This window comes from Streptomyces endocoffeicus (assembly GCF_016741935.1).
Classification (GTDB): Bacteria; Actinomycetota; Actinomycetes; order Streptomycetales; family Streptomycetaceae; genus Streptomyces; species Streptomyces endocoffeicus.
In genome coordinates this window covers 26,999-41,131 of sequence record NZ_JAERRG010000033.1, presented here as the reverse complement: position 1 = coordinate 41,131, position 14,133 = coordinate 26,999, and the positions used below count along the sequence as shown (strand labels likewise).

The 14,133-nt window shown below is 71.8% G+C and carries 13 protein-coding genes and 1 pseudogene; 9 read left to right on the top strand and 5 right to left on the bottom strand.

The features are described from left to right. The first annotated feature begins 72 nt into the window (after positions 1-72). Positions 73-1,833 carry an AMP-binding protein gene (locus tag JK364_RS45615; RefSeq protein WP_230993516.1) on the top strand — a complete coding sequence of 587 codons (1,761 nt, stop codon included), beginning with the start codon at positions 73-75 and terminating at the stop codon, positions 1,831-1,833. Between the two features lie 114 nt (positions 1,834-1,947). Here JK364_RS45615 and JK364_RS45610 read toward each other — a convergent pair whose 3' ends face one another. Beyond that, positions 1,948-2,697: a neutral zinc metallopeptidase gene (locus JK364_RS45610; protein WP_201857343.1), complete on the bottom strand. Its 750-nt coding sequence runs from the start codon at positions 2,695-2,697 to the stop codon at positions 1,948-1,950. A 102-nt stretch (positions 2,698-2,799) separates the two neighbouring features. Beyond that, positions 2,800-3,504, bottom strand: coding sequence for a hypothetical protein (locus tag JK364_RS45605; protein WP_201857342.1), 705 nt, complete (start codon positions 3,502-3,504; stop codon positions 2,800-2,802). Positions 3,505-3,642: 138 nt separating this feature from the next. On the opposite strand from JK364_RS45605, the gene JK364_RS45600 reads away from it, so the two are divergent. The 7 genes and pseudogenes from JK364_RS45600 (at position 3,643) to JK364_RS45570 (ending at position 9,586) form a co-directional block, all read left to right on the top strand. Further along, the gene (locus tag JK364_RS45600; protein WP_201857341.1) at positions 3,643-3,894 is read left to right on the top strand and encodes a hypothetical protein; all 252 of its coding nucleotides are present in this window, start codon (positions 3,643-3,645) and stop codon (positions 3,892-3,894) included. Further along, positions 3,891-4,262, top strand: a complete 372-nt coding sequence (locus JK364_RS45595) for a helix-turn-helix domain-containing protein (RefSeq protein WP_201857340.1) — start codon at positions 3,891-3,893, stop codon at positions 4,260-4,262. Before JK364_RS45600 ends, JK364_RS45595 begins: the two co-directional genes overlap by 4 nt. Before the next feature lie 73 nt (positions 4,263-4,335). Then, positions 4,336-4,833, top strand: a pseudogene (gene uraD, locus JK364_RS45590) (2-oxo-4-hydroxy-4-carboxy-5-ureidoimidazoline decarboxylase); the annotation flags it as partial. 92 nt (positions 4,834-4,925) lie between these two features. Further along, positions 4,926-5,264, top strand: a complete 339-nt coding sequence (gene uraH, locus JK364_RS45585; protein ID WP_201857338.1) for a hydroxyisourate hydrolase — start codon at positions 4,926-4,928, stop codon at positions 5,262-5,264. Positions 5,265-5,269: 5 nt separating this feature from the next. Beyond that, positions 5,270-6,151, top strand: coding sequence for a factor-independent urate hydroxylase (gene pucL, locus JK364_RS45580; RefSeq protein WP_201857337.1), 882 nt, complete (start codon positions 5,270-5,272; stop codon positions 6,149-6,151). A 40-nt stretch (positions 6,152-6,191) separates the two neighbouring features. Then, entirely contained in the window at positions 6,192-7,562 is a 1,371-nt protein-coding gene (locus JK364_RS45575; RefSeq protein WP_201857336.1) for an 8-oxoguanine deaminase, read from the top strand. Positions 7,563-7,732: 170 nt separating this feature from the next. Continuing rightward, a complete protein-coding gene (locus tag JK364_RS45570) occupies positions 7,733-9,586 on the top strand; it encodes an alpha-L-fucosidase (protein WP_201857335.1) in 1,854 nt (617 codons plus the stop codon). 67 nt (positions 9,587-9,653) lie between these two features. Here JK364_RS45570 and aceB read toward each other — a convergent pair whose 3' ends face one another. Together aceB and JK364_RS45560 are read right to left on the bottom strand one after the other, a co-directional pair. Beyond that, positions 9,654-11,273: a malate synthase A gene (aceB, locus tag JK364_RS45565; RefSeq protein ID WP_201857334.1), complete on the bottom strand. Its 1,620-nt coding sequence runs from the start codon at positions 11,271-11,273 to the stop codon at positions 9,654-9,656. A 145-nt stretch (positions 11,274-11,418) separates the two neighbouring features. After that, the gene (locus JK364_RS45560) at positions 11,419-12,027 is read right to left on the bottom strand and encodes a nucleotidyltransferase family protein (protein ID WP_201857333.1); all 609 of its coding nucleotides are present in this window, start codon (positions 12,025-12,027) and stop codon (positions 11,419-11,421) included. Between the two features lie 282 nt (positions 12,028-12,309). On the opposite strand from JK364_RS45560, the gene JK364_RS45555 reads away from it, so the two are divergent. Next, positions 12,310-12,627, top strand: coding sequence for a DUF5955 family protein (locus JK364_RS45555; protein ID WP_037949307.1), 318 nt, complete (start codon positions 12,310-12,312; stop codon positions 12,625-12,627). Between the two features lie 685 nt (positions 12,628-13,312). Here the strand turns inward: JK364_RS45555 and JK364_RS45550 are convergent. Beyond that, positions 13,313-14,095, bottom strand: coding sequence for an IclR family transcriptional regulator (locus JK364_RS45550; RefSeq protein WP_201857332.1), 783 nt, complete (start codon positions 14,093-14,095; stop codon positions 13,313-13,315). Positions 14,096-14,133 lie beyond the last annotated feature (38 nt).

The window sequence follows — 14,133 nt, the reverse complement described above, 5'->3', positions numbered from 1 at the left end:
GACTGACGCTCATATGATGACCCACCCTCACGAACGTGAAAGCGTCCGCGACCGTGACACCAAGGAGCTGCCATGACCGACCTGACGTCCGACCCACCAAGCCCATCCGGGCTCTCCTACGCCAGTGGAGTCGGTGACCTCCCGCTGCTCGGCGACACCATCGGCGCCAATCTGGCCCGCGCCGTCGAGCTGTACGGCGAGCGCGACGCGCTCGTCGACATCCCCTCCGGCCGCCGCTGGACCTACGCCGAGTTCGGCCGGTCGGTGGAGGAGGTCGCGCTCGGGCTGATCGCCAAGGGGGTCGCCAAGGGCGACCGGGTCGGCATCTGGGCCGTCAACTGCCCCGAATGGGTGCTGTTGCAGTACGCGACCGCCCGCATCGGCGCCATCATGGTCAATATCAACCCCGCGTACCGCGTCCACGAACTGCGGTATGTGCTCCAGCAGGCGGGCATCTCGGTGCTGGTCGCCTCCACCGAGCACAAGACCAGCGACTACCGCCGGATGGTCGAGCAGGTGCGCTCGGCCTGCTCCGCCCTGCGCGATGTCATCTACATCGGCGACCGGACCTGGGACATGCTGGTGCGCGCGGGCGCCGATGTCGCCCCCGGGCGGCTGGCCGAGCGCGAGGCCCGGATCGGCTGCGACGACGCGGTCAACATCCAGTACACCTCCGGCACCACCGGCTTCCCCAAGGGCGCCACCCTCTCCCACCACAGCATCCTCAACAACGGCTACTTCGTGGGGGAGACGGTCCGCTACACCGCCCAGGACCGGATCTGTGTGCCGGTGCCCTTCTACCACTGCTTCGGCATGGTGATGGGCAACCTCGCGGCCACCACCCACGGCGCCTGCGTGGTCATCCCCGCCCCCACCTTCGACGCCGTCGCCACCCTCTCCGCCGTCGAACGGGAGCGCTGCACCTCGCTGTACGGCGTGCCCACCATGTTCATCGCCGAGCTGGCCCTGCCGGACTTCGCCACCTTCGACCTCAGCTCGCTGCGCACCGGGATCATGGCCGGATCGCCGTGCCCGGTGGAGGTGATGCGGCGGGTGGTCGGCGAGATGCACATGGCGGAGGTGTCCATCTGCTACGGCATGACCGAGACCTCACCGGTCTCCACCCAGACCCGGCCCGATGACGACCTCATGCGCCGCACCTCGACGGTCGGCCGGGTGCTGCCGCACGTCGAGGTCAAGATCGTAGACCCGGTGACCGGCGCGACCGTGCCCCACGGCACCCGCGGTGAGCTGTGCACCCGCGGCTACTCGGTGATGCTCGGCTACTGGCAGGAGCCCGAGCGGACCGCCGAGGCGATCGACTCGGCGCGCTGGATGCACACCGGCGACCTCGCGGTGATGGACGACGAGGGCTACGTCCAGATCGTGGGCCGGATCAAGGACATGATCGTCCGCGGTGGGGAGAACGTCTATCCGCGGGAGATCGAGGAGTTTCTGCACACCCACCCCAAGGTCGCGGATGTGCAGGTCGTCGGCGTACCGGACGAGAAGTACGGCGAGGAGATCCTGGCCTGCGTCATCCTGCGCGAGGGTGCCAGGACCCTCACCCGCGACGAACTCGTCCGCTTCTGCCGGGGCCGCCTCGCCCACTACAAGGTCCCCCGCTATCTGCGGCTCATGGACGCCTTCCCGATGACGGTCAGCGGCAAGGTCCGCAAGGTCGAGCTGCGTGAGGCGGCCGCCCGGGAGCTGCTGCCCGAGACCCGGTCCGAGGCCGATCCGGCCAGATCGGAAACGCCTTCGGAAACGCCTTCGGAGACGCCTTCGGAAACGCTTGCCGAGCGGGCCGAGCCCCAGGCCGCGCCCAGCTGATGAGATGCGGGCCCCTCTACCACAGCAGGGGCCCACACCCCCGCAGGGGTCCACACCCCCGCAGGGGCCCACACCCCCCCCGCGCCGGGAACGCCATGCGTCACCGGCCTCCCGTCACTGAATGCCGTTCGGCAGACAGGACTTCACCCCGGATCGCGCGCCGCGGCTGAAGTAGGAGACCCGCTGGGAGGCGTCGCCGTGGTCGGAGACATCGGTCCACGGGGTCCTGTCGGCGAGCGCGGTCAGGGCGTCCGCCAGTTCCTCGGTGTCGCCGTCCTCGAAGGTGAGCGTCCCGTCCTGCGCGGCGCCGAAGAGGACCGCCCCGGCCAGGCAGTCGGCCTGGAGCTCACGGGCCAGATCCACCAGCCCCGCGTCCAGCCGGTTCTGGACCGCGTGGCCCCACTCATGGGCGATCACCAGATAGACCCACGCGTCGCCCCGCGCATGACCCCAGCGCATCAGATCCATGTCCCACGCTATGTAGTCGCCGTCCGGGCAGTACACGGCGTTGTCGTCCGGTAGGGGCGCGTCGCCGCACACCGGAGCGCCGGGGGTGCCGCCGTCGTAGGCCCCCGCGACCCGGGGCGGGCCGTAGCCGCCGGTGAACAGCTGGGACCAGTGAGTCCGCCAGTAGGTGTTGGTGACGGAGACCGCGGCCTGGATGTCCTCCTCCACGCTCCCCCCACCGCCGGGTCCGGTGCCGGTGGTCGACGGTCCGGGAGTGCTGGACGGCGGCCCGGGTGCGGGCGAGGAGCTCTCCACCGCGGGCGGGGGCACATCGCCGCCCCCGCATCCGGTCACCAGGAAGAGGGTCAGGGCGGCGGCGAGAGCGGCCCATGACCTCGGGTACCACGGAACAGCCATCGTTCGGCCTCCGGCCGGTCGAGCGAATGGGACGGGTGAACGGTGGAGGGTGGTCCCCCAAAGGAAGCGTTCCCCCGGTCATGAGCACAAGGGCCGACCGGGTCAGCCGTCGGGCGGGCCCATCCGGATCAGTGCGTCCGCCGGGTCGTTGACGGGCTGCGGGGTGCCGGTGAGATCCATGATGAACAGCGGCAGATGCAGCGCGTCGGCGCGCGCCCGCGCCTCCCGCGCGTAGCCCGCGAGCGAGAAGAAGACGCTCATGGCCGACCTGTGGAGCCCGTTCAGCCACAGGCACTCGATGTCCCGCAGCCCGGTGGGGCGGGTGGTCGGATCGACCTGGGCGACCACGCCCGTCCCGCAGAGGTCCACCCCGGAGACGGCCCGGTCCTCCGAGGGCCGCAGGCTGTGGAAGCCGAGCCACTTCAGATACTGCGCGGCGGCGGTGACCGCGTCCCGCGCGGTACGGATCGTGACCGGCCGGAAGGCCGGGCGCCGCACCGCCGGGCCGCCGGGCCCGGCCGTCACCCCCGGGCCCACCGGGGGCGGCGCGGCGGCGACGGGCACGCGGACCACCGCACCGCAGTCGCAGCCGAGCTCCGGCTGCGGCCAGTGGCCCTGGCGGCCGCAGGACGGGCAGTTCACCGCCACCCAGAGGTTCTCCCAGGTGCGGTGGGAGAGCTCCTCCGGGCTGCCGTCGCGGAGGACGGGGAGGGTGACCGGGGCGCCGCACGCACAGGGGAAGGCGGGCGGCGCGAACGACTGCTCGCGACGGCACGCGGGACACCGCACCGGCACGTTGTCTGTCATCGGGACGCTCCGTGGGCGGAAGGCGGACGCGGTATCGGTCCATGCTCCCCGAAGCGGGCGGCCGCGGGGAGGGACTTGGGCGTTCTGTCCCCCGCGGCGGGGGCGCCGTGTTAGGGCGGGACGCAGTAGGTTGGCGGCGTGAGATTGAGGGTTGAGTTCACCACCGAACCGTTCGACCTCGACGAGGTGCCGCCGCACGCCGTGACCGCCCGCGAGACCGTCCAGGCCGCCCCGCTGGACGCCGTGGACGTCGGCCCCTTCGGCAACACGGCCGAGGGCGGGGCCGAGGCGGTGCTCGAGGCCGTCGACCGGCTGCTGCGCAGCTCCCTCGAGGCCGGTGCCACCCGCATCTCGCTCCAGGTCAGCGTCCTCGGGGAGGCCGAGGCGTGAGCGTACCGGCCGACCACCCCTTCGCCGCCGCGGTGAAGCCGCTCGTCGACGCCATGGGCGGCGAGATGATCGCCCCCGACCGGGCCCGGGGCGACGATGTGGTGCTCTCCTGGGAGGGCCGTCCGGTGGTCGCCGTAAGGCTGCCGCATCTGTCGGACTCACTCGACCGCATCCTCGCCGACCTCCAGCGCCGCTACGGCGTACCGCTCTCGGCCCTGGACCGCAAGACCAAGCAGTCCGTGGTCCGCCAGCTCGAGCAGCGCGGCGCGTTCTCGGTGCGCCATGGGGTCGAGACGGTCGCCGGGGCCCTCGGGGTCAGCCGCTTCACCGTCTACAACTACCTCAACCGGGAGAAGGGCGGGGATTGATCATTCCTCGTCGTTACGCGGATTTTTCAACAAAGTGTTGACGCCCGGCGCGGGAGCCTCCTAGCTTGCGAGAGTGACTTCCAGTGCACCGCCGGGGCTGGCCCGGTTCAACGCGGTGGCCGACCGGGACGCCGCCGCGCTGCTGCGCGCGGTGTGCGCCGGCCGGGCCTGGGGCGCGGCGGTGGCGGCCGGGCGGCCGTACGCGACGGTCGGGGAGCTGCTCGACGCCTCGGACGCGGCCACGGCCGGGCTGACCGCCGCCGACCTGGCCGAGGCGATGGCCGCGCATCCGCCCATCGGACGCCCGGCACCGGGCGACGCCGCGTCGGCGCGGGAGCAGAGCGGGGTACGGGACGCGGAGCGCGCGGAGCTGCTGGAGCTGAACCTCGCGTACCAGGAGCGCCACGGCCATGTCTTCCTGATCTGCGCCACCGGCCGCACCGGCGAGGAGATGCTGGCCGCGCTGCGCGAGCGGATCCACCACGACGCCGACACCGAGCGCGACATCGTCCGCACCGAACTGGGAAAGATCAACCGCATCCGGCTGACCCGGCTGACGGAATCCCGGGCGGAATCCCGGGCGGAATCCCGGGCGGAATCCCGGGCGGAACCCCGGGCGGAAACCCTGGAGGCCCCGCGGGCCCCGGCGGAAGGAGAGCGGTGATGACGAGCGGTGCCACCTCGGTGTCCACCCACATCCTGGACACCAGTATCGGCCGCCCCGCCGTGGGCGTGGTCGTCGAACTGTCCGTCCGCTCCGGGCCCGGCACGGAGTGGACGGCGCACGCCGACTCGCTCACCGACGCCGACGGGCGCTGCGGGGACCTGCCCGCCCTCCCCGAGGGCACCACCCACGCACGGCTGCGCTTCGAGACCGGGCCGTATCTGACCCACGCCTTCTTCCCGGAGGTCGCGGTCGCCTTCGCCGTCGAGCCGGGTGAGCACTACCACGTACCGCTGCTGCTCACCCCGTTCGGCTACTCCGTCTACCGAGGGAGCTAGCACCGATGCCCACGCTCGGCCCGAACAGTTACGGCAAAGCCGAAACCCGTGTCGTCCGGGTGGTGCGCGACGGCGCCGTGCACCACCTGAAGGACCTCAACGTCTCGGTGGCGCTCTCCGGAGAGATGGAGGAGGTCCACCTCTCCGGCGGCAACGCCAACGTCCTGCCGACCGACACCGCCAAGAACACCGTGTACGCCTTCGCCAAGGAACACGGCATCGACACGGCCGAGGAGTTCGGCATCCGGCTGGCCCGCCACTTCGTCACCAGCCAGGAGCCGATCCACCGCGCCCGCGTCCGCGTGGAGGAGTACGCCTGGGAGCGGATCGGGACGGCCGGGAGCGCCGAGCACTCCTTCGTCCGCCGTGGCCAGGAGGTCCGCACCGCCCAGATCACCTTCGACGGCGAGCGCTGGGAGGTGGTCTCCGGGCTCACCGGCCTCACCGTCCTGAACACCACGGACTCCGAGTTCTGGGGCTATGTGAAGGACCGGTACACCACGCTCCCGGAGGCGCGCGACCGGATCCTCGCCACCGATGTGCGCGCCCGCTGGCGCTACGGCTGGAGCGAGGACGCCCGGCCGATGCCGGACTGGGACCACGGCCACACCGAGGCGCGCGGCCATCTGCTGAGCGCGTTCGCCGGAACCTACTCGTACTCGCTCCAGCAGACGCTCTATCAGATGGGCGCGCGGGTGATCGAGCACCGCCCCGAGATCGACGAGATACGCCTCTCACTGCCCAACAAGCATCACTTCCTGGTCGATCTGGAACCCTTCGGCCTCACCAACGACAACGAGGTCTACTTCGCCGCCGACCGGCCGTACGGGCTCATCGAGGCCACCGTGCTGCGGGACGGCGCCGAGCCCCGGATCCCCACCGACTGACCGGATCCCCCTTGACCATCTGACGGAAGGGCCACGCTCCGTGAACCGCGTCGTCATCGAGAACTGCGCCGTCGCCACCGTGGACGCCCACGACACCGAGTACGCCTCCGGCCATGTCGTCGTGGCGGGCCACCGCATCGAGTCGGTGGGCGAGGGGCGCGCGCCGGAGGGGCTGGCGGACGTCGTCCGCCGGGTCGACGGCACGGGGCATCTGGTGACCCCGGGCCTGGTCAACACCCATCATCACTTCTACCAGTGGCTCACCCGCGGCCTGGCCCAGGACAGCAACCTCTTCGACTGGCTGGTCGCGCTCTACCCCGTCTGGGCGCGGATCGACGAGCCGATGGTCCACGCGGCGGCCCGCGGCTCGCTCGCGATGATGGTGCGCGGCGGGGTCACCACCGCCATGGACCACCACTATGTCTTTCCGCGCGGCGGCGGCGATCTGCTGGGCGCCGAGATCCGCGCGGCCCGCGAGCTGGGGGTGCGGTTCACCGCCGCCCGCGGCTCCATGGACCTCGGCACCTCCGACGGCGGACTGCCGCCGGACTTCGCCGTGGAGTCCACGGAGGACGCGCTGGCCGCCACCGAGGAGGCCATCGACACCCACCACGACCCGGCGTTCGACGCCATGCTGCGGATCGCGGCCGCGCCCTGCTCGCCCTTCTCCGTCTCCACCGAACTGCTCCGCGAGTCCGCGACGCTCGCCCGCCGCAAGGGCGTACGGCTGCACACCCACGGCTCGGAGACGGTGGAGGAGGAGAAGTTCTGCCATGAGCGGTTCGGGATGGGGCCGACCGACTACTTCGAATCCACCGGCTGGCTGGGCGAGGACGTGTGGATGGCCCACTGCGTCCATATGAACGACACCGACATCCGGGCGTTCGCCCGCACCGGCACCGGGGTGGCCCACTGCCCGTCGTCCAACGCCCGGCTCGCCGCCGGGATCGCCCGCGTACCCGATCTGCTCGCCGCGGGCGTACCGGTCGGCCTCGGCGTGGACGGCACCGCCTCCAACGAATCCGGTGAGCTCCACACCGAACTGCGCAACGCGCTGCTGATCAACCGGCTCGGCGGCCACCGTGAGAAGGCGCTGAACGTGCGTCAGGCGCTGCGCCTGGGCACCCATGGCGGTGCTCGGGTGCTCGGCCGCCAGGAGGAGATCGGCTCGCTGGAGCCGGGCAAACTGGCCGACCTGGTGCTGTGGAAGCTGGACGGCCTCGGCCACTCGTCCATCGCCGACCCGGTCGCGGCCCTCGTCCTCGGCGCCCCGGCCCCGGTGACCCTGTCCCTGGTGAACGGCGCTCCGGTGGTGGAGTCGGGCCGGCTGCTCACCGTGGACGAGGACGAGATCGCGCGGGAGGCGCGCACCGAGGCGCGGCGCCTGGCCCGTATCGCGGAAGAAGGCTGAACGCCGCAGCCGATACATCGGATGGGTCGCTGGGATGCCCGCCTTACGGCCGTCACCGGCGGCCCGTCAGGCCGCTCGGGCCCCGTTGACATCCCATCTTTCCGGTTCTAGGTTCCCGTACGCGGCTGGCCAGCCCTCCTGTCCGACCATCCACGAGCACAGGAGCCGCCATGCGTACGTCCAGACGACGGGCCGTCATCCCCCTCCGAGCGCTCAGCCTTCTGCTCGGCATGGTGCTGGCGACGATCCTCAGCGGCCCTTCCGCCGCCACCGCGGCGCCCCCCACTGCACCCCCCACGGCACGGGAACCCGGACCCGGGACCGACTACGCGACCGACGATCCCTTCACCTCCGCCCGCACCGACTGGTGGCGGCAGGACCGCTTCGGGATGTTCATCCACTTCGGCGCCTACTCCCAGCTGGAGGGCGAATACCGGCGGGCGGACGGGACCGTCTGCCGCGACGCGGAGTGGATCAAGCGGAACTGTCAGATCCCGATGAGCGAGTACGAGGACGCCGCCCAGGACTTCAACCCCTCGTCCTTCGACGCCAAGGCCGTCGTCAAGGCGGCCAAGGACGCCGGACAGCGCTATATCGTCATCACCTCCAAGCACCACGACGGCTATGCGATGTGGCCGACCAAGCAGAACACCTGGAATCTGCGCGACCACTCCTCCTTCGACCAACGGCGCGACATCCTGGCCGAGTTGAAGTCCGCCGCGGACGCCGCCGGGATCAAACTCGGCTTCTACTACTCGATCTGGGACTGGCACGACCCCGACTTCGCCGACCCCGCCACCTTCCCGCGCTATGAGAAGCGGATGTACGCCCAGCTCAAGGAGCTGGTCGACAGCTACCATCCGGCGCTGCTCTGGTTCGACGGGGAATGGGACGCGGACAACCCCACCAACCGCTGGTCCGCCCAGGACGGTGAGCGGCTCCAGTCCTATCTCCACGGGCTCGACCCCGATCTGATCACCAACAACCGGGTCGGCAAGCGGCGCGTGGTCGACGGCGACTACGGAACGCCCGAGCAGGAGATCCCGGACGCGCCCGTGGACGGGCAGCTGTGGGAGAGCTGTATGACCCTCAATGGCCACTGGGGCTTCGCCAAGTACGACCAGGACTGGAAGTCGCCCACCACCCTCACCCGCAATCTCCTCGACATCGCCGGCCGCGGCGGCAACTACCTGCTGAACGTCGGCCCCGACAAACTGGGCCGAGTGCCCCAGCCCTCCGTCGACCGGCTGCGCGAGATCGGCTCCTGGCTGCGGACCTCCGGCCAGGGCCGCGCGGTGTACGGGGCCGGGGCCACCGGGCTGGTGGACGAGCCGTCCTGGGGCGCGGTCAGCCGGTCGGGCGACCGGCTGTACGCGTCCGTCACCTCCTGGCCCGCCGCCGGTCAGCCGCTCCACCTCACCGCGAAGGCGCCGTTCACGGTGACGGGCGCCCGGGTGCTGGGCAGCGGACAGCGGGTCGAGGTGGCGAAGGCGGGCGACGGTTTCGACCTCACCCCCTCCGGCGGACCGGCCGACGACATCGCCTCGGTGATCGAGCTGACGGTGAAACCGGTCCCGGCCGCACCTCAGGGGCAGGGCCAGGGGCTCCGGGAGGAGGTCTTCGCCAATGAGACCTTCACCGGGCCGCCGGCCGTCACCCGGACCGACCCGACCGTCAACCACACCTGGCGGTTCGCCGGCTCCCCGGCCGCCGACGTCGCCGCCGACCACTTCGGCGTCCGCTGGACCGGCTATCTCCAGCCCCGGCACAGCGAGACCTACACGCTCTCGGCCGTCTCCGACGACACCGCGCGGGTGTGGATCGACGGCCGTCTGGTCATCGACGCCACCACCCCGCACGGTCCACAGGTCGACAAGGCGACCGTCGCGCTGCGCGCCGGTACGAAGCACGCCATCCGGATCGAGTACACCGAGCAGACCGGTGAGGCCCATATGAAGCTGCTGTGGTCCAGCCCCAGCGTGCCCCAGCAGATCGTGCCGCGCGCCCAGCTCTACACGCCGTAGCGACGGCCAGGGCCCCGGACCGCGTCGGTGGCGGTCCGGGGCCCTTCCTCCGTCTGAACGGACCGCGTCAGTCCAGCAGTTCGTACGCGGGCAGCGTCAGGAACTCGGCGTAGTCCTCGTCCAGCGCGACCTTCAGCAGCAGATCGTGCGCCTGGCTCCACCTGCCCGCGGCGAAGGCGTCCTCGCCGACCTCCTCGCGGATCGCCGCCAGCTCCTCCGCGGCGACCTTACGGACACGATCGGCGGTGGCCTTCTCGCCGTTCTCGAAGACGATCCCCGCGTTGACCCACTGCCAGATCTGGGAGCGGGAGATCTCGGCGGTGGCCGCGTCCTCCATCAGATTGAAGATCGCGACGGCGCCGAGGCCGCGCAGCCACGCCTCGATGTAGCGGATGCCGACCTGGACGGCGTTGCGCAGGCCCTGGTGGGTGGGGGCGGCGTCGAGCGAGGCGATGTCGATCAGCTCGGCCGCGGTGACATGGACGTCCTCGCGCAGCCGCTCCTTCTGGTGCGGCCGGTCGCCGAGGACCGCGTCGAAGGAGGCGCGGGCCACCGGGACCAGATCGGGGTGGGCGACCCAGGAGCCGTCGAAGCCGTCGCCCGCCTCACGGTCCTTGTCGGCCTTGACCTTGTCGAACGCGACGGCGTTGACCTCGGGGTCGCGCCGCGAGGGGATGAAGGCCGCCATGCCGCCGATCGCGTGCGCGCCGCGCTTGTGGCAGGTGCGGACGAGCAGTTCGGTGTAGGCGCGCATGAACGGGGCGGTCATCGTGACCGCGTTGCGGTCCGGCAGGACGAAACCGGGGCCGCCGTCGCGGAAGTTCTTCACGATCGAGAAGAGGTAGTCCCAGCGGCCCGCGTTGAGCCCGGAGGCGTGGTCGCGGAGCTCGTAGAGGATCTCGTCCATCTCGTACGCCGCCGTGATCGTCTCGATCAGAACGGTGGCGCGGATCGTCCCTTGCGGAACGGAGAGGTGGTCCTGCGCGAAGACGAAGACGTCGTTCCAGAGGCGGGCCTCGAGGTGGGACTCGGTCTTGGGGAGGTAGAAGTACGGTCCCTTGCCCATCGTGAGCAGACGGCGGGCGTTGTGGAAGAAGTACAGCCCGAAGTCCACGAGGGCGCCGGGGACGGGGCGGCCGTCGGCGGAGCGCAGATGGCGCTCGTCGAGGTGCCAGCCGCGCGGCCGGGTGACGACGGTGGCCAGCGCGTCGTCGGGCCGCAGCGCGTAGCTCTTGCCCTCGGGGGAGGTGAAGTCGATCCGGCGCTCATAGGCGTCGATCAGATTCAGTTGGCCGCCGATCACATTCGCCCACGTCGGGGCGGAGGCGTCCTCGAAGTCCGCGAGCCAGACCTTGGCGCCGGAGTTGAGGGCGTTGATGGTCATCTTGCGGTCGGTGGGGCCGGTGATCTCCACCCGGCGGTCCTCGAGCGCGGGCGGGGCCGGGGCGACCCGCCAGTCCGGGTCGTCCCGGATGTGGGCGGTCTCCGGGAGGAAGTCCAGGGTGCTGGTGCGGGCGATCTCGGCGCGGCGCTCGGCGCGGCGCGCGAGCAGCTCGTCCCGGCGCGGGGTGAAGCGGTGGTGGAGCTCGGCCAGGAAGGCCAGGGCCGCGTCGGTCAGCACCTCTCCCTGACGCTCCACCGGTTCGGCGTCGACGATGGCCAGCGGGGACGGTGCTGGTGCGGACATGGGCTGTCACTCCTTGGGCGAGTCTCGGCTGGACCCTCGCGGTACCTCTGCTTTGTGGATACTAATTTTCTCATGGTGGAAGTTCAATCTTCTGTTGAACCGCTGCCTTACTCGTCTGAACCGCTGCCCTGCCCGTCGGCGCCCCTCATTCCAGCAGTGTCAAGTCCTCGGGGGTGTCGATGTCGTCCGTACGGGCGATATCCGAGCAGTCGACGAGCGTGATCGCGGACTGGTGCGCCCGCAGATAGGCGCGTGCCCCCCGGTCGCCCACCGCACTCGCCGTGACATCCGCCCACCGGTCCGCGCCGAACAGCACCGGATGCCCCCGCTCCGCGCCGTACGAGGCGGCCGCCAGGGAGGAGGGCGAGCGGTACGCGGCCACCACCCGCGCCACCGCCTCGGCGCCGATCCCCGGCTGGTCCACCAGCGCGACCAGCGCCGCTTTCGCGCCCGTACCGGCAAGTGAGGCGAGCCCGGCCCGCAGTGAGGAGCCCATGCCCTGCTCCCAGTCGGGGTTGTCCACCAGGACGTACCCGTCCAGCCGCGCCCGCGCCCGTACGGTCCCCGCAGCGGCGCCCAGCACGATGTGCACCGGGGCGCAGCCGCCCTCCCGCAGCGCGTGCGCGGCGTGCTCCACCAGCGGCCGCCCCCGATGCGTCAAAAGGGCCTTGGGGTGCCCGCCCAGCCGCCGGCCGCCCCCGGCCGCCAGTACGATCCCGGCGACCTGCGCGGAGTCCTCCGTCGTACGTTCCATGGGCCCTGCTTACCGCACATCGGGCCGGTGCGGGGGCTTCATCCCAGCCGGTCTGATTTTCGCTCTCCGTATAGCGCGTCGTGCGCTGAGTGGCGTTAACTGATCCGCGGCCCCTTGTGTCCGAATCCACGCGAGGTGGAGGGTTGGGGCGGTCATGCGGGAGAGGGGGCAGGCTCGTGCGAGAGGGCGCGAGGGGGAGAAGGGCAGTGTTGGCCATTGGCCAACGAAGGCGCGAGGCTCTGGGGTGAACCCGGCGCCTTGTCAGTGGAGGGCGCCGCAGTCGTGGAAGTCAGACGAGTGGCGGGCACCGAGGACGATCCGAGGGCGGCCGAACTGCGCCGTGCCGTGGCCCGGCTCAGGCGCGATCTGGCCGCCCACCCGGCGGAATTACCCGACCGGGCGATCGCGGACGACGAGCTGGCCGCGCTCGACGCCATGGCCCGCACCGGCGCCCCGGAGCTGCACCGGCTGCGCCGCTCGCTGCTCCTCATCGCGGGCGCCCTGGGCTCGGTCAGCGCGCTGGGCCCCGCCCTGACGGGCGTGCGCGCGGCGATCGACCAATTCGGCAGTGTGCCCCGGACGGGCATAGGGAGAGACTGATCGACCGGATAACGGGCAACGGGCGAGGCTGATCCGGCCGGCCCGGCGGCCCCGCGTGCGCCGCAGATCGCGACGCCTGCGGCGGGCTGCTCCCCTCCCCGCCCCTTCCCGAAACTGGGGCTCCGCCCCAGACCCCGAAACTGGGGCGGAGCCCCAGATCCCGGCCCGGGGCTCCGCCCCAGGACCGGGGGGCTCCCGTCCCAGGCCCCGGGCCGGGGCTCCGCCCCAGACCTCGGGGGCCGCCCCAGATCCCGGACTGGGGGTCCGCTCCAGATCTCGGGCCGGGGGTTTGCCCCAGGACCCCAGGGGGCTCCCGTCCCAGGCCCCGGGCCGGGGCTCCGCCCCAGATCCCGGACTGGGGGTTCGCCCGAGGTCCCGGATCGGGGCTTCCCCCCTCCCTGCGGTGTCGGTATGTGGCTCCGCCGCGTGGTGGGGCTCCGCCCCAGGCCTCGGGGTCCAGGGGCGGAGCCCTTGGTTACGGGAAGGGGCGGGGAGGGGAAAGCATCGCTGTGCGGCTCCGCCGCGTGGTCCCCCGGACACCCCGCGGCGGTCCGGCCCCCCGGCCCCGTCCGCCGTCAGGCGCACCCGGTGGTGGCCCAGCCGCGCCCACCTCACGCCCGCCCGGCCTGCGGCTCAGCGGGCCCCCGCCCGCTCGCGTGGCGCGCCGTCGTCGGCCCCTCCGCCGTCAGGCGGACCCCGTGCTGGCCAGCGCCCCCGACAGTTCGGCCGCGACCTCCTTGAGGATCGGCACGATCCGTTCCGTGGCCTCGTCCGTCACCCGGCCCGCCGGGCCCGAGATGGAGATGGCCGCCGGGGCGGGGGAGTCGGGCACCGCGACGGCGAGGCAGCGCACGCCCATCTCCTGCTCGTTGTCGTCCACCGCGTAGCCGTGCTCGTGGACCTGCCGCAGCGCGTCGAGGAACCCGTCCGGCGTGGTGATGGTCTTCTCGGTGGCCGCGGGCATGCCGGTCCGGGCCAGGAGGGCGCGCACCTCCTCGGGGGGCGTGTCCGCCAGCAGTGCCTTGCCGACGCCCGTGGTGTGGGGCAGCACCCGCCGCCCGACCTCGGTGAACATCCGCATCGAGTGGCGCGAGGGCACCTGCGCGACGTACACCACCTCATCGCCGTCCAGCAGCGCCATGTTCGCGGTCTCGCCGGTCTCCTCCACCAGCCGTGCCAGATAGGGCCGCGCCCAGGTGCCCAGCAGCCGGGACGAGCTCTCGCCGAGCCGGATCAGCCGGGGCCCCAGGGCGTAGCGGCGGTTGGGCTGCTGGCGGACGTAGCCGCAGGCCACCAGGGTGCGCATCAAGCGGTGGATGGTGGGCAGCGGCAGCCCGCTGCTGGTGGAGAGCTCGCTCAGTCCGACCTCGCCCCCGGCGTCGGCCATCCGCTCCAGCAGATCGAAGGCGCGCTCCAGGGACTGGACACCACCGGTGGTGGTGTTGGTCTTGGACTCGGCGGACGGCACGTCGGCGTTTTCCCTTCACAGTGGGCGGCTCACAGTGG

Coding starts and splice junctions, on each gene's coding strand:
- JK364_RS45615 (WP_230993516.1), top strand. CDS start 73: ATGACCGACCTGACGTCCGACCCACCAAGCCCATCCGGGCTCTCCTAC.
- JK364_RS45610 (WP_201857343.1), bottom strand. CDS start 2,697: ATGGCTGTTCCGTGGTACCCGAGGTCATGGGCCGCTCTCGCCGCCGCC.
- JK364_RS45605 (WP_201857342.1), bottom strand. CDS start 3,504: ATGACAGACAACGTGCCGGTGCGGTGTCCCGCGTGCCGTCGCGAGCAG.
- uraH (WP_201857338.1), top strand. CDS start 4,926: ATGACGAGCGGTGCCACCTCGGTGTCCACCCACATCCTGGACACCAGT.
- pucL (WP_201857337.1), top strand. CDS start 5,270: ATGCCCACGCTCGGCCCGAACAGTTACGGCAAAGCCGAAACCCGTGTC.
- JK364_RS45570 (WP_201857335.1), top strand. CDS start 7,733: ATGCGTACGTCCAGACGACGGGCCGTCATCCCCCTCCGAGCGCTCAGC.
- aceB (WP_201857334.1), bottom strand. CDS start 11,273: ATGTCCGCACCAGCACCGTCCCCGCTGGCCATCGTCGACGCCGAACCG.
- JK364_RS45560 (WP_201857333.1), bottom strand. CDS start 12,027: ATGGAACGTACGACGGAGGACTCCGCGCAGGTCGCCGGGATCGTACTG.